This is a genomic window from Rhodococcus sp. GB-02, assembly GCF_053470465.1.
Genome location: NZ_JBPUKE010000003.1, coordinates 230,573 through 251,805, shown reverse-complemented (window position 1 = coordinate 251,805; position 21,233 = coordinate 230,573). Strand labels below are relative to the sequence as shown.

8 protein-coding genes are annotated in these 21,233 nt (G+C 63.9%); 5 read left to right on the top strand and 3 right to left on the bottom strand.

Annotated elements, in window-relative coordinates; translation table 11 throughout:
* Positions 1-3 precede the first annotated feature (3 nt).
* From sufU to ACSW29_RS21500, 3 genes are all read left to right on the top strand, one after another.
* Complete coding sequence (gene sufU, locus ACSW29_RS21510; protein WP_448278255.1) at positions 4-507, top strand: Fe-S cluster assembly sulfur transfer protein SufU; 504 nt, start codon at positions 4-6, stop codon at positions 505-507.
* On the top strand, positions 504-926 hold the full coding sequence (locus ACSW29_RS21505; protein ID WP_003944963.1) for a metal-sulfur cluster assembly factor: 423 nt from the start codon (positions 504-506) through the stop codon (positions 924-926). Before sufU ends, ACSW29_RS21505 begins: the two co-directional genes overlap by 4 nt.
* Before the next feature lie 335 nt (positions 927-1,261).
* The gene (locus ACSW29_RS21500; protein ID WP_448278254.1) at positions 1,262-15,541 is read left to right on the top strand and encodes an amino acid adenylation domain-containing protein; all 14,280 of its coding nucleotides are present in this window, start codon (positions 1,262-1,264) and stop codon (positions 15,539-15,541) included.
* 1 nt (position 15,542) lies between these two features.
* On the opposite strand, the gene ku is transcribed toward ACSW29_RS21500, so the two are convergent.
* A complete protein-coding gene (ku, locus tag ACSW29_RS21495; protein WP_448278253.1) occupies positions 15,543-16,391 on the bottom strand; it encodes a non-homologous end joining protein Ku in 849 nt (282 codons plus the stop codon).
* A gap of 150 nt (positions 16,392-16,541) precedes the next feature.
* Between ku and ACSW29_RS21490 the strand changes: the two genes are divergently transcribed.
* Complete coding sequence (locus tag ACSW29_RS21490; RefSeq protein ID WP_448278252.1) at positions 16,542-17,513, top strand: alpha/beta hydrolase; 972 nt, start codon at positions 16,542-16,544, stop codon at positions 17,511-17,513.
* A 30-nt stretch (positions 17,514-17,543) separates the two neighbouring features.
* On the opposite strand, the gene ACSW29_RS21485 is transcribed toward ACSW29_RS21490, so the two are convergent.
* Positions 17,544-18,674: a lycopene cyclase family protein gene (locus tag ACSW29_RS21485; RefSeq protein ID WP_448278251.1), complete on the bottom strand. Its 1,131-nt coding sequence runs from the start codon at positions 18,672-18,674 to the stop codon at positions 17,544-17,546.
* Positions 18,675-18,684: 10 nt separating this feature from the next.
* Positions 18,685-19,470: an SDR family oxidoreductase gene (locus ACSW29_RS21480; protein WP_448278250.1), complete on the bottom strand. Its 786-nt coding sequence runs from the start codon at positions 19,468-19,470 to the stop codon at positions 18,685-18,687.
* Between the two features lie 129 nt (positions 19,471-19,599).
* Here ACSW29_RS21480 and ACSW29_RS21475 point away from each other — a divergent pair, with 129 nt between their 5' ends.
* Positions 19,600-21,231 carry an ABC-F family ATP-binding cassette domain-containing protein gene (locus ACSW29_RS21475; RefSeq protein WP_020907739.1) on the top strand — a complete coding sequence of 544 codons (1,632 nt, stop codon included), beginning with the start codon at positions 19,600-19,602 and terminating at the stop codon, positions 21,229-21,231.
* Positions 21,232-21,233 lie beyond the last annotated feature (2 nt).

The window sequence follows — 21,233 nt, the reverse complement described above, 5'->3', positions numbered from 1 at the left end:
ATCATGCGCATGGAGCAGATGTATCAGGAAGTGATCCTCGATCACTACAAACATCCGCACGGCCGCGGACTCCGTGAGCCGTTCGGCGCCGAGGTGCACCACGTCAACCCGACGTGTGGCGACGAGGTGACGTTGCGCGTCCAGATATCCGAGGACGGAACGGTCTCCGACGTCTCGTACGACGGGCAGGGTTGTTCGATCAGCCAGGCGTCGACGTCGGTGCTCAACGACCTCGTCATCGGGATGCAGGTCACCGACGCACTGAAGACGGTGACGGCGTTCAACGAGATGGTGAGCAGTCGGGGCACCGTCGAGGGGGACGAGGACGTTCTCGGCGACGGTATCGCGTTCGTCGGTGTCTCGAAGTATCCGGCACGCGTGAAGTGCGCCTTGCTCGGATGGATGGCATTCAAGGATGCTGTAGTCCAGATTGTCGACGGCGGTGCTGTGTCGACGGCGGACAGCAGCAGTGAATTGGTCGACACGACTGAAGGACAGGGATCATGACCGAGACACAACCAGTGCAGGACGCCGAGGTCGGCGCTCCGGTGAATCCGAATCCCGATTCGACTGCGGAATTCGGTGGCGCACAGGGCAGTGGCACTGTCCCGTCGCCTGAGCGACTCGACGAACTCGAAGAAGCGATGCGCGACGTCGTCGACCCCGAACTGGGAATCAACGTCGTCGATCTCGGCTTGGTCTACGGACTCTTCGAAGACGACGGTGTCGTCACGATCGACATGACTTTGACGTCGGCGGCGTGCCCGTTGACCGACGTGATCGAGGACCAGGCACGCGGCGCACTGGTGCGTAGCGATCTGTGTACCGACATGAAGATCAACTGGGTGTGGTTGCCGCCGTGGGGACCGGACAAGATCACCGAGGATGGACGCGAGCAGCTGCGCGCACTCGGCTTCACCGTCTGACGAGTAATCGCAGCACGATCAATTGAAAAGATTTCGCCGGAGCGTCGGTGCCCGTTCGTCGGGTACCGGCGCTTCGGTTTGTTATATAGGGCCGTTTTAGCCATTATATTCAGGACAATAGTCCCAAATGGTTGTTTGATGAATATTTGCTGGAAGCTGACTGATCGGTAACATCGCAGCTGATTGTCACGATGTGATCTCCGGCGGGCGATTTGCCAGTTTCCATCCGAGCTTTCCGATGTATTCGTCTCATTTCGAAGTACCCCGAGTTCGAAGCGTCCTGCGGGCGCATATACCTGTTTGCATCATGATCAAGTTGTAAGAGGGAGATTCGTGTGGATGGCAGTCCCGACCGAGGAATCGTTTCCGCAGCTCGTCCGGACGACGAACTCACCTTCCCTCTTTCTGCCGCGCAACTTTCCCTGCTTGTCGCACAACAGCTTCGACCCGAGATTCCCGTCAGCATCGCTCAGTACGTCGATGTGGACGGCCCGCTCGACATCGAGCTGCTGACCGCTGCCAGTAAACAGACCGGCCGTGAGATCGGCTCCGGATATCTGCGCTTGGTCGAAGTAGACGGGGTTGCGCGTCAGTGGCTCGATGTCGACATGGACGATTCCCTCGACGTGGTCGACCTTCGCGCCGAATCGGATCCGGAATCGGCGGCGCGCGAATGGATGCGGCGCGAGCACACCGCCGCCATCGATCCGTTCACCGATCGCCTGGTCAGGCTCGCGGTCCTGATTCTTCGCGACGACCATTCCTACTGGTACAGCCGCATCCATCACGTAGCCCTCGACGGTTTCGGTGCGATGTCGATGATGAACCGCACAGCCGAGATCTACACCGCCGCCGTACGAGATCTGCCAGTTCCCCCAGCAGTAACTGCGCCTCTCCAGGCTTTGGTGAAGGCTGAGTCCGACTATCTCGGCTCTACGCGGTGGGAGCGCGATCGCGACTACTGGACTACGAAGATGGCCGACAAGCCGAGCGGAACCTCGCTCGCGTCCTCGACCGCTCCGTCGCAGGCATGGTCACGGCTGCGGTCGGCGACGGTGCCTTCGGAACTGCGAAGCTCCCTCGAACGCCTTGCCGAAGCGCACGACGTGACGACGTCGTCAGTGGTGATCGGCGCTCTGGCCGCCTACCTCGCCCGGGCGATCGGAACTCGCGATGTCGTACTCAGTCTGCCGGTTTCGGGGCGTACGACCAAAGCTGCTCGCAGGTCCGGCGGAATGATGTCGAACGTCGTCCCGATACGCGCGAGCGTCGACCCCTACTTTGCGGTGGGGGACTTGCTTCGTGAGGTGAAGATCGAACTCACCGGCGCACTGCGTCATCAGAAGTACCGTCACGAGGACCTGCGACGCGACCTCAACGCCGGCGATCACAGCATCGCCGACGGACGCGGCTTCCACGGGCCTTTGATCAACCTCATGCTGTTCCATTCCGGAATCACTCTCGGGGACGCGCACGGCGAACTGAACGTGATCTCGACCGGGCCGATCGAAGACCTCTCGGTCAACGTCTATCAGACTTCCGCAGCCGAAGAGATTCAGATCGACTTCGCCGCGAATCCGGACCTCTACACCGACGAGGACATCTCGCGTCACCACCGACGTTTCCTCGAATTCCTCGACTTGTTCTGCGCCGCAGAAGCGGGAACTCGATTGATGGACATCGACCCCGACGCCGCGGGGAAGTGGATCGCCGAAGTCCAACACGCCCGCAACGTCGAATACTGGTCGTCGACATTGTCGAGCCCCGCGGAGGATCTGGGTTTGCCGGTCGTCGCGGGAACCGGTCGAACGTCCACGCCTCTCGAGATCGCGGCAGACCTCTGCCGGCGCCTCGAGACGATGGCGACGACGATGAACACGAGTCTGTTCGTGCTGTTCCAGTCCGCGATGACCGGACTGCTGCGCCGCGTCGGTTCGGCTGACGAGGTGTCGATCGGAGTTTCGGTCCGCGGGTACGGAGCCTCGAACCCGGACGACTTCGTCTCGATGTTCGCCAATCAGTTGGTGCTTCGTTCCACGGTGTCGAACACCATGACGCTCTCCGACCTGGTCGGTGCGGTGGACACCGTCGCGATCGAAGCCTTCGAGCACGCAGACATTCTTCTGTCTTCGGTGACCGCTGCCCTCGGTGATGGTCGATGGGTGGAGACGGGCCCGTTGTTCCGGGCGATGGTCTGCTTCGAGGAACCGCTCGATGCACATCCGAGATTTCCTGGACTCATGGTCGGTGCGCCTATCGGGTCCGACCTCGCGACAGCTCCGGAACTGTTTGTCTCCCTGGCAATTCCGACGGGTGAGCATGCCGACTTCGATCAGCCGATCTCCGGCGTTCTGGATTGGCTCGGCACGAAAGAGCAAGCCGAAGACCTCGCCGACCGCTATCTACGAATCTTGACCGCAATGGTCAGTGCTCCGCACTCGGTGCTCGGCGCTGTGGACTTGCTCCGCGCGGACGCGCGCCAGGCGCTTGTACCGCCGGTTCTGCCGACTACACCGGTCCGAACGCTCTCCGACATCTTTGCCGACCGTGTTCGCGCGACCCCTGACGCGATCGCCGTTGTCGTGGGCGACGAGCGAGTGTCGTACGTCGAACTCGATCGACGATCGAATCGGTTGGCGCGTAAGCTTGTCGATCACGGCGTGCACTCCGAGTCGCTGGTCGGAATCATGCTGCCGAAGTCAGTCGACATGATCATCGCGGCTGTCGCGGTGCTGAAGGCCGGCGGCGGATATCTTCCGCTCGATCGTGCGCACCCGGCCGAGCGCTTGGCGTATGTGGTCGAGGATGCGCAACCGGTGTGCGTCATTTCCGATTCCACCTTCCCGAACGCCGATGTGGCGGTCGTCGGAGTCGACTCCGACGAGTACTCCGGTGCGAGTCTGGAAATCGATGTGCGCCCGCGCGGGCACGGAGCCGACAATCTGGCGTACGTGATCTACACCTCGGGGTCGACGGGTCGACCCAAAGGCGTCTCCGTCACCCACGCCACCGTGGTGCGATTGTTCGAGAACACGCACGTCGAGTTCGGATTCGACGGCAACGATGTGTGGACGATGTTCCACTCGTTCGCCTTCGACTTCTCGGTGTGGGAACTGTGGGGCGCGCTGCTCCACGGTGGAACTCTGGTGCTGGTCGATCACGAAGTCTCACGCGACCCCGATGCCTTCCGAGCGCTGGTCGCCGCAGAAGGCGTCACCGTGCTCAATCAGACGCCCTCGGCTTTCTACCAGTACATCGAAGCCGACCTCCGGGCCGATTCGGAGACTCGGCTCCGGTACGTGATCTTCGGTGGCGAAGCCTTGGATCTGCGTCGCCTCGGACGCTGGTACGACAATCATGCGGGCTACGACAATCACGACAATCTCTCGGAATCCGGGCCCGCACTCGTCAACATGTACGGCATCACCGAGACCACGGTGCATGTCACCCATCTCGAACTCGACCGACCGAGCGCGAGTGCGGTTACCGGCAGCCGGATCGGTGACGCTATCGACGGACTTCGTGTGTACCTGCTCGACGAGCATCTCTCGCCGGTCCCGGTGGGAATCGCGGGCGAGATCTACGTCGCCGGCGGTCAACTCGCCCGTGGTTATCTGGGCCGACCCGATCTCACCTCAGGCCGGTTCGTCGCGGATCCCTTCAATGCCGGCGGACGACGGCTGTACCGCTCCGGCGACCGCGCACGCTGGATCGCGCCCGGACAACTCGAATACCTCGGACGCGGCGACGCACAGGTCAAGATCCGCGGATTCCGTATCGAACTCGGCGAGATCGACTCCGTCATCCTCAGTGCGCCGGGAATCGACGACGCCGTGACCGTCGTGGCTCCGACGCCGGCCGGTGGCGCTCTCGTGACGTACGTGACGGCTTCCGGCGCCGTGGACGTCGACGTCCTCCGTGCCCACGCTGCCGAAGTCCTCCCGACCTACATGGTTCCCGATGCCTTCATGGTCATCGATTCAATACCGTTGACCACCAACGGAAAACTCGACAGGCGTGCGCTGCCGTCGCCGATCCTGGCCTCCACCAAGGTCTTCCGGCCTCCGACGACACCGACCGAGGGCAAGGTTGCCGCGGTTCTGGCTGACATCCTGGGTAGTGGACCGCTCGGACTCGACGACAACTTCTTTCATCTGGGCGGAAACTCGCTGGTGGCGTCGACGGCGGTAGCGCGCTTGACCGAAGCTACCGGGGTTCGGATGCCGCTGCGTGCTCTCTTCGATCACCCCACGGTGTCCGGGATCGCGGCGACGATCGAGCGTGCCGCACAGACGCCGGACGCCGACGGTATTCAGGTCGTGGCCAGGCCGGCGGTACTACCGCTCGCTCCCGCGCAGCAGCGACTGTGGTTCCTCAACCGCGTCGCACCGGAATCAGGTGCCTACAACATTCCGCTGGCGGTGTCGCTGCGCGGCGACGTCGACGCCGACGCACTGGGCGCCGCGATCGTGGACGTGGTGACCCGCCACGAGTCACTTCGCACCGTGTTTCCTCAGGTCGGGGACAACGCAACGCAAAAGGTTCTGGGCCTCGGCGAGGGTATCGCGGGGCTCGAGTCGATCGAGGTGGAACGCGAAAGCCTCGAGAGAGTGATCTTCGAATTCTCTTCGGCCGGTTTCGATCTGGTCCGCGAACGCCCGGTGCGCTACTTGCTGATCACTGTCGCCGACGACAAGGAAGGCAGAGATGAGGAGGCCGTCCTCGTCGTAGTTCTGCATCACATGGTGGCCGACGGTTGGTCACTCGCTCCGCTGGCCGCCGACCTCACCGGCGCCTACGCTGCCCGAGTCGGCGGCAACGGACCTCAGTGGGCGCCCCTTCCCGTTCAATATGCCGACTATGCGCTCTGGCACCGGGAACACCTCGGTGACGCTACGTCCGCCCAGTCTCTGGCCCACTCGCAGATTGCCTTCTGGAAGCAGCGGCTGGCGGGAGCGCCTGAGCAACTCCACCTGCCGACAGACCATCCGCGCCCACTGGATCCGTCCATGGGCGGAGCCGGCGTCGACATCAGGATCGGCGCTTCCACCCACCAGAAGCTTGTTGCGCTCGCTGCGGATCACGACGCCACTACATTCATCGCGCTGCACGCGTGCTTCGCGCTCCTTCTGGCCCGCTACAGCGGCACCGACGACGTCGTCGTCGGAACACCGGTGGCTGGACGAGGGGACAGGTCTCTCGATCTGCTGGTCGGCATGTTCGTCAACACCCTTGCCTTGCGGACCGTCGTCGATCGTGATGCAACCTTCGGGGAGTACCTCGCGCAGGTCAGAGCCGGCGATGTGGATGCCTTCGACAACGCGGACGTGCCGTTCGACGTCGTCGTGGACGCGCTCGAACTGGACCGCTCGTCCTCGCATCACCCGGTCTTTCAGGCGGCCATCACCTCGCGGATAACCACCACTCACACAGCCGAACTCGCTGGAGTGTCGATGACGGCGCGGGCAGTCGAGACGGGGCTGACCAAGTTCGACCTCGAGCTCACCGTCACGGAGCGTCACGAGGGCGGGTCCGCAGCGGGAATCGATGCCACGTTCACCTATTCCACCGACCTGTTCGACAGGACGACCGTCGAAGCGGTGGCGCGCAATTTTGTGACACTCGTGGAATCGGCAGTGTCGGAACCGTCTGCACCGGTTGGTGACCTTCGTGTACTCGGCGCCCGGGAGAGCGCCGTGATATTGCCGCGGCGCGGTGACCTCTCGCTCGCCGAATCGACCTTGGCGCAGATCCTGGGCGAGACCGCGCTGGCCCATTCCGACGCGATCGCCCTCGAAGACTCCGAGCGGTCACTCTCGTACGCAGAGTTGGAGCGCCGATCGAATCGGATCGCTCGATACCTCATGGACCTGGGCGTCGGCCCCGAAACACCGGTCGCGCTGGCCGTCGCCCGATCTGTCGACTCGGTGCTCGCAGTCTGGGCGGTCACCAAAGCCGGCGGCGTTTTTGTCCCGGTCGATCCCCGTTATCCCGCAGATCGAGTTGCGCACATGCTCGAGGATTCGGGCGTGCGAATCGGAATTCGGTCCGCCGAGGTTGCGGCCGGTCCGGCGGTCGGCGGGAACGTCGCAGTCTGGATCGACCTCGGCGACGCGGACACCGTTGCAGAATGTGCCGCCTACTCCGACGCTGCGATCGACGACGCGGACAGAACAGGATCGATCACTGCGGCGTCGGCTGCGTACGTCATCTACACGTCCGGTTCGACCGGAGTGCCGAAGGGCACCGTCGTCACTCACGCGGGTTTGGTCAATCTTTCTCGCGAACAACAGGATCGGTACCGGATCACCGCTGATTCGCGGACTCTGCATTTTGCGTCTCCGAGCTTCGACGGCGCCGTACTCGAACTTCTGCTCGCCGGTTCGACCGGCGCGACGATGGTGATCGCACCCCCCGACATTTACGGTGGGGACGCGTTGAGCGAGTTCCTCCGAAGCCGCGAAGTCACACATGCGTTCATTACTCCGGCCGCTCTGGCAACCGTCGATCCGGAGGGAGTGTCGGCGCTGGAATGCGTAGTCGTCGGCGGCGATGTGTGCACTCCGGAACTGGTCTCGAGCTGGGGCAACGGGCGCAGACTGCACAACGGATACGGTCCGACCGAAACCACCGTCATGGTCGCCATCAGTGATCCACTTTCACCGGGCGAGCCGATCACCATCGGCGGTCCCATCCGCGGGATCGACGCCCTGGTGCTCGACGCACGGCTGCAACCGGTCCCGATCGGCGGCGTCGGCGAGCTGTACATCGGTGGGCCGGGCCTCGCGCGTGGCTACCACCTTCGTCCCGCGCTGACATCGGATCGTTTTGTCGCGCATCCGTACTCGACGCCCGGTGCCCGGATGTACCGAACCGGTGACCTGGTCCGCTGGACCAAGGACCTGACTCTTCGCTACGTGGGCCGCAGCGACCATCAGCTCAAGATCCGCGGGTTCCGCATCGAACTCGGCGAGATCGACGCTGCTCTGATGGATTCCCCTCTCGTTCACTTCGCCACGACGATTCCCGTCGAATCCGCCGCCGGTACCACCCTGGCGTCGTACGTGTTGCTCAGCGGCGACGCTGATATCGAGTCGCTCTTTGTGGGACTCGCCGACACTCTGCCGCGGTACATGATCCCGTCGTCGATCACGCCGATCGACGCGATTCCGTTGACCCCGGTCGGCAAACTCGATCGCAGAGCATTGCCGACGCCGATACCGCGCGAAATCCTGGGAACGGGTCGTGAACCCGAGGCCGGGCTCGAACGAACCGTTGCCGACGTGTTCGCTTCACTGCTCGATGTACCCGAGGTCCGGGCCGGAGACAGCTTCTTCGATCTCGGGGGCAACTCCCTCGTCGCGACGCAGGTGTCCGCGCGGTTGAGTGCAGCGACGGGACTCGCCGTGGACGTGCGCTCGATCTTCGAAGCACCGACCGTCGAAGCTCTCGCTGCGCGTCTGGCGGCGAACGCCGAAGAATCAGACGATCGACCTGCCCTGAGCGCCGGTGCTCGCCCTGACCGATTGCCACTCTCCGCTGCACAACAACGACTGTGGTTCGTAAATCGCTTCGATCCGCAGTCCTCGGTCTACAACATCCCGTTCGCGATCCGGATCACCGGACACATCCACGGGGATGCACTCGAAGACGCACTTGCGGACGTCATCGCACGCCACGAGGTACTTCGAACGATCTACGTCGACAGCGTGGACGGCCCGAGCCAGGTCATCCGAGCGCTTTCCGACGTGCAGTTCTCTATCGAGCACTATGTCGGCTCCGAAGGAGTCGACGCGGCGACAACGGAGTTTGCGGCGCGGGGGTTTGATCTCGGTTCGGATCTGCCGATTCGGGCACTGCTCGTGCGCGAGGACACCGACGCTCACGTACTGGTCGTCGTCATCCACCACATCGCCTTCGACGGCTGGTCCCTGACTCCCTTTGCCGCAGATTTCATCGCGGCGTACTCCGCACGCGTTGTCGGAGATGCACCAGTTTTTGCTCCACTCGACGTGCAGTACGCCGATTACGCGCTGTGGCAGCAAGACTCGCTCGGGCAGATCGACGACCAGGAGTCTCTGATTGCCCGCGAGCTGACTTTCTGGACAGTTGTCATGGCGGGTGCCCCGGACGAGGTACTGCTACCCGTGGATCGCGCACGCGGATCTGTCACCACGACCGCTGTCGGCTCGGTGCCGATCGTCATCGACGCGGCGACGGGGGAGCGACTCGCCGCCTTGGCAAGGCGCAGTGGTACGACGCAGTTCATGGTCGTGCACGCGATCTTGACGGTCGTTCTGGCGCGTCTCGGTGCCACCGACGACGTGGTGATCGGCACCCCGGTGGCAGGCCGCGGGCGACCCGAACTGGATTCCCTGATCGGGATGTTCGTCAATTCGGTACCGCTTCGCACACCGGTCGATCACCGAGCGTCGTTCACCTCTTTGCTCGAGGTGGTCCGCGATCTCGACCTTGCTGCGTTCGCGCACGCCGAGCTGCCTTTCGAGGTGCTGGTCGACGCCCTCGATCTCGACCGGTCCACCACACGGCACCCCCTGTTCCAGGTCATGCTGTCGTACCACCAGAATCTGCTCTCGCCGCAGGTCACGGTCCACGACGCGCATCTAGAGGCGCAGCCACTCGAACCGTCCGTGGCGAAGTTCGACCTCGAATTCACCCTGCTGGCCGGCGATTCCGAGAACACGGAGATCACCGGATCGCTCAGATTTGCCGAGGCGCTCTTCGACACCGTCACCGCAGAATCGATCGCCGCCCGTGTGCAGTCTGTGGCCCGCGCCGTCGCCGCAGAACCGGACACGGCGATCGACGACATCGAATTCCTCAGCACCCTCGAGCGGGCGTCGCTGATGCCGGTCCGCGGTCCGGCGTGGACAGCCTCGCGTACCTTGGCTGAGATCTTGACACGGACTGCTACCCGCTCAGGCGAATCGGTGGCCCTTCGATCCGGTGACACCACCGTGCTCTACCGCGACCTGTTCGCCCGTGCGTCTTCCCTTGCCCGGCGCTTGACCACGGAGGGGATCGGCGCCGAAGACATTGTGGCAATAGCGATTCCGCGTTCGATCGACTCGATCGTCGCGTTGTGGGGCGTTTCCTTGACCGGCGCTGCGTTTGTTCCTGTCGATCCGCGATACCCCGCCGATCGCATTCTGCACATGCTCACCGACTCCGGAGCCACTCGCGGAGTGACGACGGAAGCGGTGATCGAGTCGCTGCCCCGCCCGGTTCCGTGGATGACGATCGACGACGTCGAGGACGACGGTGTCGGGCAGCCGGTTCCGGCCGCACCGATCCGAATCGACAACCTCGCCTACATCATCTACACCTCCGGATCGACGGGAAAGCCCAAGGGCGTCAGCGTCACTCACCGTGGGCTGAGCGCATTGGCCGCCGAGCAGACAGCGCGCTACGGCATCTCGGCGCAGTCGAGGACGCTGCACTTCTCCTCACCGAGTTTCGACGCATCCATCCTCGAACTTCTGCTCGCCGTGGGTGAGGGCGGGACGATGGTGATCGCATCTCCCGACGTGTACGGGGGCGAGGACCTCGCGAAACTTGTCACCGATCACCAGGTGACCCACGCGTTCATCACGCCGGCTGCACTGGCCTCGGTCGATCCCACCGGGCTGGACGCCTTGCAGTCGATCGTTGTCGGTGGCGAGGCCTGCTCACCCGAACTGGTCCGCAAGTGGGCACCCGGGCGGCGGTTGTTCAACGGATACGGGCCGACGGAAACGACCGTCATGGTCTGCATCAGCGATGCGCTGAGCGTGGGGGAGACCGTGACCATCGGCGGACCCGTTCGAGGCGTGTCCGCAGTGGTTCTCGACGGTTCCGCTCGGCCGGTTCCCGTCGGGGTCACCGGCGAGCTGTACATTGCCGGCCTGGGACTTGCCCGCGGCTACCTCGACCAACCCGCGTTGACGGCGACGCGATTCGTGGCAGCGCCGTTCGGCCCGGCCGGTACTCGCATGTACCGGACCGGAGACCTGGTTCGGTGGACGCCGCATGAGACGCTCGAATACGTCGGACGCTCTGATCACCAGGTGAAAGTGCGCGGATTCCGCATCGAACTGGGCGAGATCGACTCCGTGCTCAGCGCATACCCCGGCGTCGAGTTCGCGGTCACTGTGGGCGTGAACGCAGCTTCCGGTGAGACGATGTTGGCGTCGTACGTGGTGCTCGGCACGGAAGTCGTCGAGGTGGACGAGCTGTTGAGCCACGCGCGCCACTCGCTTCCGGCCTTCATGGTGCCGTCGGCGATCACCCCGATCGAGCGCATTCCGCTCACCCCTGTCGGGAAACTCGACCGAGCGTCGCTGCCCGCACCGACACTGCGTTCGTCCGAACGAAGTGTCGAGCCGCTGATCACCGAGACAGAATTCCAGGTCGCCGGCGTCGTGGCAGAACTGCTGGGAATCGAACAGATCAGTGCGTCGGACAGCTTCTTCGAACTCGGTGGCAACTCCCTGCTCGCCACCAGACTGGCCCAGCGCCTCGGGGAGACCCTGGGTAGGCAGATATCTGTCCGAATGCTGTTCGAGCACCCCGAAATTCGGGAACTTGCCGCCGCACTCGACACTTCCGCCGAGGTAAAGGCACTGCCGCCGATCAGCGCTGCCGATCGCCCGGACCGGATTCCGCTTTCGTACGCGCAAGCACGCATCTGGTTCCTCAATCAGATGGATCCCAGCTCGCCGGCCTACAACGTCCCTGCCGCGATTTCGCTCGACGGTGCCCTCGACGTGCCGGCCCTCGAAGCTGCTGTCCTCGACGTGATCGAAAGGCACGAAATCCTGCGCACGGTGTTCCCCGACTCCGACACCGGTCCACACCAGGTGATCCAGGACGCGTTCACCTCGCTGGAATTCGGAAACGCCGACACCCGCGAACCGGCAGAGCTCGCCGGAGAATTTGCGTCGCGCGGATTCGACATCACAACCCAAGTCCCCGTTCGGGCACTTTTGCTCGAGTCGACGCCGCAACAACACACTTTGGTCATCGTGATCCACCACATCGCGGCGGACGGGTGGTCGATCGCGCCGTTGATGAAGGACGTACTCACTGCCTACGTCGCGAGAAGTTCGGGACACGCCCCCGTGTTCACGCCTCTCGAGGTGCACTACGCGGACTTCGCCATTTGGCAGCGGGAAGCGATGGGCGCGGTGAACGAATCCGAGAGCGTGCTCGGGGCACAGGCGTCGTACTGGCGGGAAATATTGCGGGGAGCGCCCGAGCTGATCGACCTTCCCGGCGATCGAACTCGCCCGCTCACCCAGTCGTTGAGCGGTGCCCACACCGCGGTCTCGCTCCCGGCGCACACCCGGATCGCGGTCGAGGCGGTTGCCGGCGCGAATGCGGCGACGCCGTTCATGGTGTTGCACGCTGCCTACGCGGTGCTGCTGGCCAGGCTCAGCCGGAGCACCGACATCGTGATCGGATCCCCGGTCGCCGGGCGAGGACACCGAGTTCTCGACGACCTCGTCGGGATGTTCGTGGGCACGGTAGGGCTGCGTACGACGATTGATCCCGGATCCACCTTCGTCGACGTCCTGCGTACTGTCCGGTCCGTCGATCTCGACGCGTTCGCCCACGCGGACATTCCGTTCGAGCAGGTCGTGGACGTCGTGGCGCCGACCCGGACTACAGACCGTCATCCGGTGTTCCAGACGATGATCTCGTTCCACGGCGCTCATCCGAAGGCGTGGGATCTCCCGGGACTTACCGTTCGTGCCCACGAGATCACACCGGACATCGCCAAGTACGACCTGCAGTTCACCGTTGTCGAACAGACCGCGGAGGAGGGCGGCGGTTACGCGGCCTCCCTCACATATGCACAGGACCTCTTCGACGCCGACACGGCGGAGTCGTTTGCGGTAATGCTGGAAACGATCGTCGAGACACTGACCGCCCAGCCCTCCGTCGTCGTCGGTGACGTGGACCTCGTAGGACAAGGTCAGCGCGCGTTGCACGGACGTCCGGCCGGCGATGCTCTCACCTTGCCGGAATTGCTGCTTCGCGGCGCCGCCGATCCGCATGCCCCGGCGCTTGTCGACGTCGCGGCATCCACCACGCTCACGTACGGCGAACTCGACCGCCGCTCCGACGCGATGGCGTTTGCACTGATCGCTCGCGGAATCACTCCCGAAATGATTGTGGCATTGGCGCTTCCAAGGTCAGCCGACTACGTAATCGCGCTCTGGGCCGTGGCGAAAGCAGGCGGGGTGTTCCTTCCCGTCGATCCCGCGTATCCCGCCGAGCGGATCGAGCACATGCTCACCGACAGTGGGGCAGTCCTCGGTATCACCAGAGGCCGGTATCTGGCCGAACTCCCGGATGTCACGTCGTGGATCGAACTCGACGCGGCCGAATTCACCGCCGAAATCGAGGCCGTCCATTCCGAGACTCTGCCCGACGCGCCACTCGAGCTCGACAATCCGGCCTACCTGATCTATACCTCGGGCTCGACCGGAAAGCCCAAGGGCGTGTTGGTCACTCACGCCGGACTGGCAGCGTTCGCCGACGAACAGCGTGAACGCTTCGGCGTCACCGCACACTCCCGCGCTCTGAGCTTCGCCTCGACTAGCTTCGACGCTTCTGTGCTCGAGCTGTTGCTGGCTTTCGGCGCCGGCGCAACGATGGTGATAGCGCCCCCGACAATTATCGGCGGCGTCGAATTGCACGAATTGCTCGACGAGCAGGCAATCACCCATGCGTTTGTGACTCCGGCCGCGCTGGCGACTGTCGATCCCGCCGGACTCGACCATCTCGAAGCCGTTGTCGTCGGCGGTGACGCGTGCTCTGTCGACCTCGTATCTCGGTGGGCCCCGGGACGTCGAATGTTCAACGCGTACGGCCCCACCGAGGCAACCGTCGCGGTCACCATCAGCGATTCGCTCGCAGCGGGGGAGCCCCTGACGATTGGCGGTCCGATCCGCGGCGTGGAGGCGATGGTTCTTGATTCCCGTCTGCACTCGGTATCCGGCCGAATCGTCGGTGAGCTCTACGTGAGCGGCGACGGTCTCGCCCGCGGGTACCTCGGCAACCCCGCGCTGACGGCGACGCGGTTCGTTGCCGACCCGCACGGACCCGAAGGCGCTCGCATGTACCGCACCGGGGATCTCGTGCGTGAAGATCGCGCGGGGTCGCTTGTTTACCTCGGACGCGCAGACCACCAGGTCAAGGTGCGAGGGTTCCGGATCGAACTCGGCGAAATCGACGCGGTGCTAGCGGCAGAGGCGTCCGTGCATTCGGCCGTGAGCGTGGTCGTCGGTCAAGGTGGCGACGCTCGGATCGTCGCCTACGTCGTCCCGGCCAACGGGGCCGTCGACGCCTCCGCGTTACGCCGCCACGCAGCCATATCGCTGCCTGCGCACATGATCCCGTCCGCTGTTGTCGCGATCGATGCAGTCCCGACCACACCGGCCGGCAAGCTGGATCGCACCGCTCTACCTGTTCCCCTCTGGGAGTCGCCCAGTGGACGCGGCCCGGAAGGCAGCGACGAGATTGCGATCTGCGCTGCGTTCGCAGAGGTACTGGATCTCGCCGACGCCGACACCTTCGCCGATTCGAGTTTCTTCGATCTCGGCGGAAACTCACTCATGGCAACGCGTTTGGTCGCTGCCATCAAGGATCGCACCAGCCTGACCGTCCCCGTCGCATGGATATTCTCCGACCCGACTCCGGAGGCATTGGCGCGCAGACTCTTCGAACTCGAGGCAACAGTTGTGACAAGTGACGCGGATACCTCCGCACTTGCAGTAGTCCTGCCACTGCGCCCGGAAGGCCGCGCCGAGCCACTGTTCTGCCTCCATCCGGCTATCGGATTGGCCTGGTGCTACGGGGCGCTCGATCGCTACGTCGATTCGAGTCGGCCGCTGTACGGCCTGCAGTCGCCGGTCCTGACGGACCCCGAATTCCGGGCGGAGCTGATCGAGGACTTCGCTGCGCGGTACGTCGAGGAAATCCGCGGAGTCCAGCCGCACGGTCCGTATCACCTGCTGGGGTGGTCGATCGGCGGATTGATCGCTCATGCGGCGGCGGTGCAGTTGCAAGCAGCCGGTGAGAGCGTCGCCGACCTGATACTGCTCGACAGCTTCGTTCTCGAAGACCCGACTATGGCAGGCGCGCAGCCTTCTCTCGCCGAACTGATCGGCGGGTTGGGGATCTCGGTGCCGGACACCGACGAGCGCGACCTGACACCCGAGGACGCCGAAGAACTCTTGCGCGGAGCTATCGGCGATCATCCCTTGGTCTCGAGCGAGCGGATCGAGCGACTGTTCGAGGAGTACTCGGCCGGCGCCGAGCTGGCCCATCGCTACCGCCCGGGCAAGTTCGTGGGCGATCTGCTCTTCTTCTCGGCACAGACCGACACCTTCGACCCGCTGCGAACTGCGTCGGCGTGGCGCCCGTTCGTGTCCGGGGTGATCATCGACCGTCCGGTGCCCACGTCACACGCCGAAATGTTCACCGAGGCAGGTCTGGAGGCGATCGGACCCGTGATCAACCTGGCGGTCGGAACGGGTCGTCACGCGGCTCCGGACGTCGACGCAGAACTGGACGCTCTGATCGAGATCCAAGACGTGCGGGGCTGACTCAGGCGCGCTTCTTCGCTCGCGTCTTGCTTCCACTCGTTTTGCCGGCAGAGGTTTTGCTTGCGTTCGACTTGGCTTCGTCCACACTGCGCTGCAGTGCGGCAACCAGGTCGACCACCTCTGCATCGGTGCCCTCTTGGTCGACCTCGGCGGCGGGGATGACCTTCTTGCCGCCGTTCTCGATCATCTCGTCGAGCAACTGTCGGAGTTGGAGTTGGTAATCGTCGGTGAACTCGGTCGGATCGAAGTCGCCCGCCATGCTCTCGACGAGCGTCTGCGCCATCTTCAGTTCCTTGACCTTCGGCTTCTCCACGTCGTCGAGCGAAGGGAACTCCGCCGCGCGAACTTCGTCGGGCCAGAGGAGCGTCTGGATCACGAGGACGCCGTCGCGGGCGCGCATCGCGGCCAGACGCGTCTTCTGGCGCAGCGTGAAATGCACCAGTGCTGTTCGATCACTCTCGGTGAGCACAGTCGAGAGCAGGACGTACGCCTTCGGTGACGCCGAATCCGGTTCGAGGAAGTAGCTCTTCTCGAACAAGATCGGATCGATCTGGTCGTTCGGCACGAATTCCAGCACCGGAATCTCGTGCTTCTCGGCCGCTGGGAGCTTGTTGAAGTCCTCGTCGCTCAGGATGACCCGTGACCCGTCTTCCGAGTCGTACGCCTTGTCGATGTCCGCGAACTGGACCGTGTTGCCGCACTCGGAACACACGCGGTTGTACTTGATGCGGCCACCGTCTTTTGCATGGACCTGGTGAAATCGGATGTCGTGGTCCTCGGTCGCCGAGTACACCTTGACCGGAACGTTGACCAGACCGAAGGCTATCGAGCCTTTCCAAATCGAGCGCATGTCTCCCATGATGGTCGCCGCCGGCCGTTTGCGCGAGGCAAACACTCTCGGTTGATCCCGAACCGTTGCGTCCGGGTGAGCCGGTTCGGGGGACAGCGAGCGGGTATCCGCTTCGAGAATCCGACTCGCACACCTGGGGGGCATACTCCGATGAGTATCCGAACCTACCGTCGACGCGTCACCGCTGCGCTGGCGATTTCACTAGTTCCACTGTTGTTCGCACCGTGGCCCGCAACAGCCGAACAGGCCCGCACCGTCAGGGTCACAGTTCATTCGGATGCGATGGACCGCGACATACCCCTCGAGGTGATCCTTCCCGCCGACACCAGCGCCCCACGCCCGACGCTGTATCTGCTCAACGGCGCCGGCGGTGGCGAGGACAGTGCAACGTGGGAAGGGCGGACGGATGTCCTGGACTTCTTCGCCGACAAGAACGTCAACGTTGTGACGCCGTTGGAGGGAGCGTTCAGCTACTACACCGATTGGCAGAAGGACGATCCCGTACTCGGCCGCAACAAGTGGCAGACATTTCTCACCCGCGAACTACCGCCGGCGATCGACGCGCAGTTCGGTACCAACGGGGTCAACTCCATCGCGGCGATCTCGATGACGGCGACCTCGGTTCTCAACCTCGCGATTGCGGCGCCGGGACTCTACCGCAGTGTCGGGGCCTACAGCGGATGCGCGGAGACCTCCACCCAGCCAGGGCAGGACTACGTACGGCTGGTTGTCGGCGCGCGGGGAGGCGCTGATCCGACAAACATGTGGGGACCGTTCGACGGTCCGGGATGGCGCGAGAACGATCCCGTTGTGAACGCAGAGAAGCTGCGGGGGACCGAACTGTACGTCTCCACCGGATCCGGGCTGCCAGGTCCGCACGACAACCTTCAGGCACCCGATGTGCACGGAAATCCCGGAGCCCTCCTGAACCAGATCATCGTCGGCGGCATCATCGAATCCGCGGTCAACGGGTGCACGCACGGATTGGCGGACCGATTGAACGCACTGGGCATCCCCGCGACCTTCGACTTCAAGCCGAGCGGAACGCACTCGTGGGGTTACTGGCAGGACGACCTACACAATTCCTGGCCGATGATCGCAAGCTCGATGGAAGTGCAGTAGTCGGTACGGAGCAGAGTCGGTACGGATCATTCACCGCAGAAACGGCGCGCGCATCAACGTCTTTCGAACGTGCCGCGGTGACGACCGGAACAGGGCTGCCATCACCTTCGCCGTCGCGGACGCGTCCCGCCGATCGGACAGGTAGGACCGCTGAGCCTCGACCGGTAGATCGAAGAACGCCTCGAAGAATGTCGCGACGTCGCCCGAGTCGAGGGTGAGAAGTGCGTTCAGGCCAACGCGTCGAAGGGCAGACACCGCCCTGGCCGATCGTGGCCAGAGTGCAGCGTTGGGATCCCCACCGTCGGCGATTGCTTTCGCGACAGCGTCTGCCTCGGCAAGTGAGGAGGCAACGCTGTATCCGGTTCCCGGATGCATCAAACCGCCTCGCCCGCCGAACCGGTGGATGCCGTCCGGTGAGGATCCCCTCGGGCCTTCGACCGCAAAACGGACTCGCTCGACCGGTGCGTCGTCGGGGACTTCGCAGCCCCGATTGTGAAGTCGGGTGCGCAGACGTGCTTCGAGTTCGCGGAGCCCCAACGCCGGCCGGCCGGCAAGGCAGGTCTCCTCGAGGAGAACTCGCTCGCCATCGAGTGGGACCGCATAGAGGAACGACGGGGCGTCGGCGTCGGAAGTGCCGTTGTCTCTTCGCCAGTCCATGAACCAGGCTTCGTTACCGCCCAGAATCGGAGATGCCAGGGCGCGGTCGACGATCACACCGAAGGCGGTCTGCTGCGCGGTTGTCACTGCCAGATCGGTGCCCCTGGCGTCGATGACGATGGATCCCGTCAGCTGCGATCCGTCCACGCATACGACGGTGGTGGGGGACAGTGTTCGCGCGCTCATTGCTCTGAACTGCATAGAAGCATTAGAGAGAAATAATTGCAGTAATGGTGTATTCAATACACAATATGCGCGATCAAGCGTTTTCTGTCCGTTGGTCCACACGCTCGGACGTTGAATCCGGCTCGCGATCACCTCCCGCGGCAGCCACGACGGCAGCTCGTCCGCCCACGCCGAATACGTCGGAGTCCACATCCGGCGGGGGTGTGGATCGACAACGACGACGGTGAGTTGCCGGGCGATACAGCGGGTCGCGAGTGCCCGTCCCGCCGGCCCGCCGCCCACGATCACCACGTCGGCGGAGGAGTCGTCTGTGGTCATGGTCGGCGCACTACATCGATCCCGTTGCGAGCAGACCACCGTCGACCCGGACGGTTTCGCCCGTGATCCATGCCGCCGCGTCGGAAACGAGGAAGCCGACCAGGCCGGCAACGTCCTCCGGGGTGCCGAGCCGCTTCATCGGGTAGCCCGCCGACGCCTTGTCCTCGCCGGCAGCGACCAGGGCTGCCGCGAACTGCGTCTTGACGATCCCGGGAGCTACGGCATTGACACGAATCTTCGGCCCCAGTTGCCAGGCCAGTTCTTCCGTCAATCTGATGAGCGCAGCCTTCGACGCGCCGTACGCCGCGATGACGCCCGTCGATCGGATCCCGGCCACACTTGCCAGGTTAACGACGGCTCCACCGTGTTCGCCCATCCACGCTTGATGTGCTTGTTGGACGTAACCGAGGGCGGCAACCACGTTCACGTCGAAGATCTTGCGCACGGCGTCGAGGTCCGCCTCCATGAGCGAACCGAAGACAGGATTGATGCCGGTGTTGTTGACCAGAATGTCGAGTGAACCGAATTCGGAGACGGCGCGGTCGACGGCGCCGGAGCGGGCTTGGGCATCGGCAGCGTTGCCCGCGAATGCGACGACCTTTCCGCCGTGACCGAGAGCGGACAGTTCTGTAGCGGCGGCGTCGAGGGGCTCCGGCTTGCGGGCGGTGATCAGGACGTCTGCGCCGCGCGCGAGGAGTTCGGCGGCGACAGCTTTGCCGATCCCGCGACTTGCGCCGGTGACGATGGCGGCGCGGCCTTCGAGGTCGCGAGGACGAGTGCTGTTTTCGCTAGTCATGTCCCGAACGTTAGCGGACTCACACGCTGCTGGTCGGAACGACCGTCAGGTCACGGTAAAATCGATAGTTCTTGTGTCTGTAGTCAGGCATTGTTTACCCGTATTCGTCGTTTTTCCTGAGGAGTTTGCTTGATTACCGCCACTGACCTCGAAGTTCGTGCCGGTGTCCGCACCCTTCTCACAGCTCCCGGGCCTTCGCTGCGCATCCAGCCGGGCGACCGGATCGGACTCGTCGGACGTAACGGTGCCGGAAAGACGACCACTCTGCGCATCCTCGCCGGTGAAGGGGAGGCATATGCGGGAAGCGTCGTACGCACCGGTGAACTCGGATACCTCCCTCAGGACCCCAAAGAGGGTGACCTGAGCATCCTCGCCAAGGACCGGGTTCTCTCCGCGCGAGGTCTCGACACGATGCTCCGCGAGATGGAGAAGCAGCAGATCCTGATGGGCGAGGTGCTCGATCAGGAATCTCAGGATCGCGCCGTCAAGAAGTACGGCCAGCTCGAGGATCGGTTCTCGGCCCTCGGCGGCTACGAAGCCGAGAGCGAAGCTGCACGTATCACCAGCAGCCTCGGCCTCGAAGACCGTATTCTCGGGCAGCCGCTCAGCACGCTATCCGGCGGTCAGCGTCGTCGTGTCGAATTGGCGCGAATCCTCTTTGCCGCCTCCGACGGCAGCGGTGCCCGCTCCGACACGACACTTCTCCTCGACGAGCCCACCAACCACCTCGACGCCGACTCCATCACCTGGCTGCGTGGATTCCTCCAGAACCACGAGGGCGGACTGGTGGTCATCAGCCACGACGTCGACCTGCTCAACGACGTAGTCAACCGCGTGTGGTTCCTCGATGCCGTTCGCGGTGAGGCCGACGTCTACAACATGAACTGGAAGAAGTACCTCGACGCACGCGCTACGGACGAGCAGCGTCGCCGTCGTGAGCGCGCCAATGCCGAGAAGAAGGCCGGCGCGCTGCGGATTCAGGCTGCGAAGATGGGCGCGAAGGCAACCAAGGCCGTCGCCGCGCAGAACATGGCGAAGCGAGCCGACAAGTTGATGGCGAACCTCGACGCAGAACGCGTCTCGGACAAGGTGGCGCGGATTCGTTTCCCCGAACCCGCAGCGTGTGGCAAGACTCCGCTGATGGGCAAGAACCTCACCAAGGTGTACGGCTCGCTCGAGATCTTCACCGGTGTCGATCTCGCAATCGACCGTGGATCGCGTGTGGTCATCCTCGGACTCAACGGTGCGGGTAAGACCACGCTGCTCCGCATCCTCGCGGGCGCGGAAAAGGCGGACGCGGGCGAGCTGATCGCCGGTCACGGACTCAAGGTCGGATACTTCGCTCAGGAGCACGACACCCTCGACGACGACGCATCCGTGTGGGAGAACATCCGCCACGCCGCGCCGGACACAGGGGAGCAGGAACTGCGTTCGCTGCTCGGTGCCTTCATGTTCACCGGCCCGCAGCTCGAACAGCCGGCCGGAACGCTCTCGGGTGGCGAGAAGACGCGTCTGGCTCTGGCCGGTCTGGTGTCGTCGGCCGCCAATGTTCTGCTTCTCGACGAGCCCACCAACAACCTGGACCCGATCTCACGCGAGCAGGTGCTCGATGCGCTCCGCAGCTACACCGGTGCCGTCGTCCTGGTCACCCACGATCCGGGTGCTGCCGAGGCACTCAACCCCGAGCGGGTCATCCTCCTGCCCGACGGCAACGAGGACCACTGGTCGCAGGAGTACCTGGAGCTGATCCAACTCGCCTAACC

Bases quoted from the DNA above. Each gene is read 5' to 3' on its own strand.
- sufU (WP_448278255.1), top strand. From the start codon at position 4: ATGCGCATGGAGCAGATGTATCAGGAAGTGATCCTCGATCACTACAAA.
- ACSW29_RS21505 (WP_003944963.1), top strand. From the start codon at position 504: ATGACCGAGACACAACCAGTGCAGGACGCCGAGGTCGGCGCTCCGGTG.
- ku (WP_448278253.1), bottom strand. From the start codon at position 16,391: ATGCGCTCGATTTGGAAAGGCTCGATAGCCTTCGGTCTGGTCAACGTT.
- ACSW29_RS21490 (WP_448278252.1), top strand. From the start codon at position 16,542: ATGAGTATCCGAACCTACCGTCGACGCGTCACCGCTGCGCTGGCGATT.
- ACSW29_RS21485 (WP_448278251.1), bottom strand. From the start codon at position 18,674: ATGACCACAGACGACTCCTCCGCCGACGTGGTGATCGTGGGCGGCGGG.
- ACSW29_RS21480 (WP_448278250.1), bottom strand. From the start codon at position 19,470: ATGACTAGCGAAAACAGCACTCGTCCTCGCGACCTCGAAGGCCGCGCC.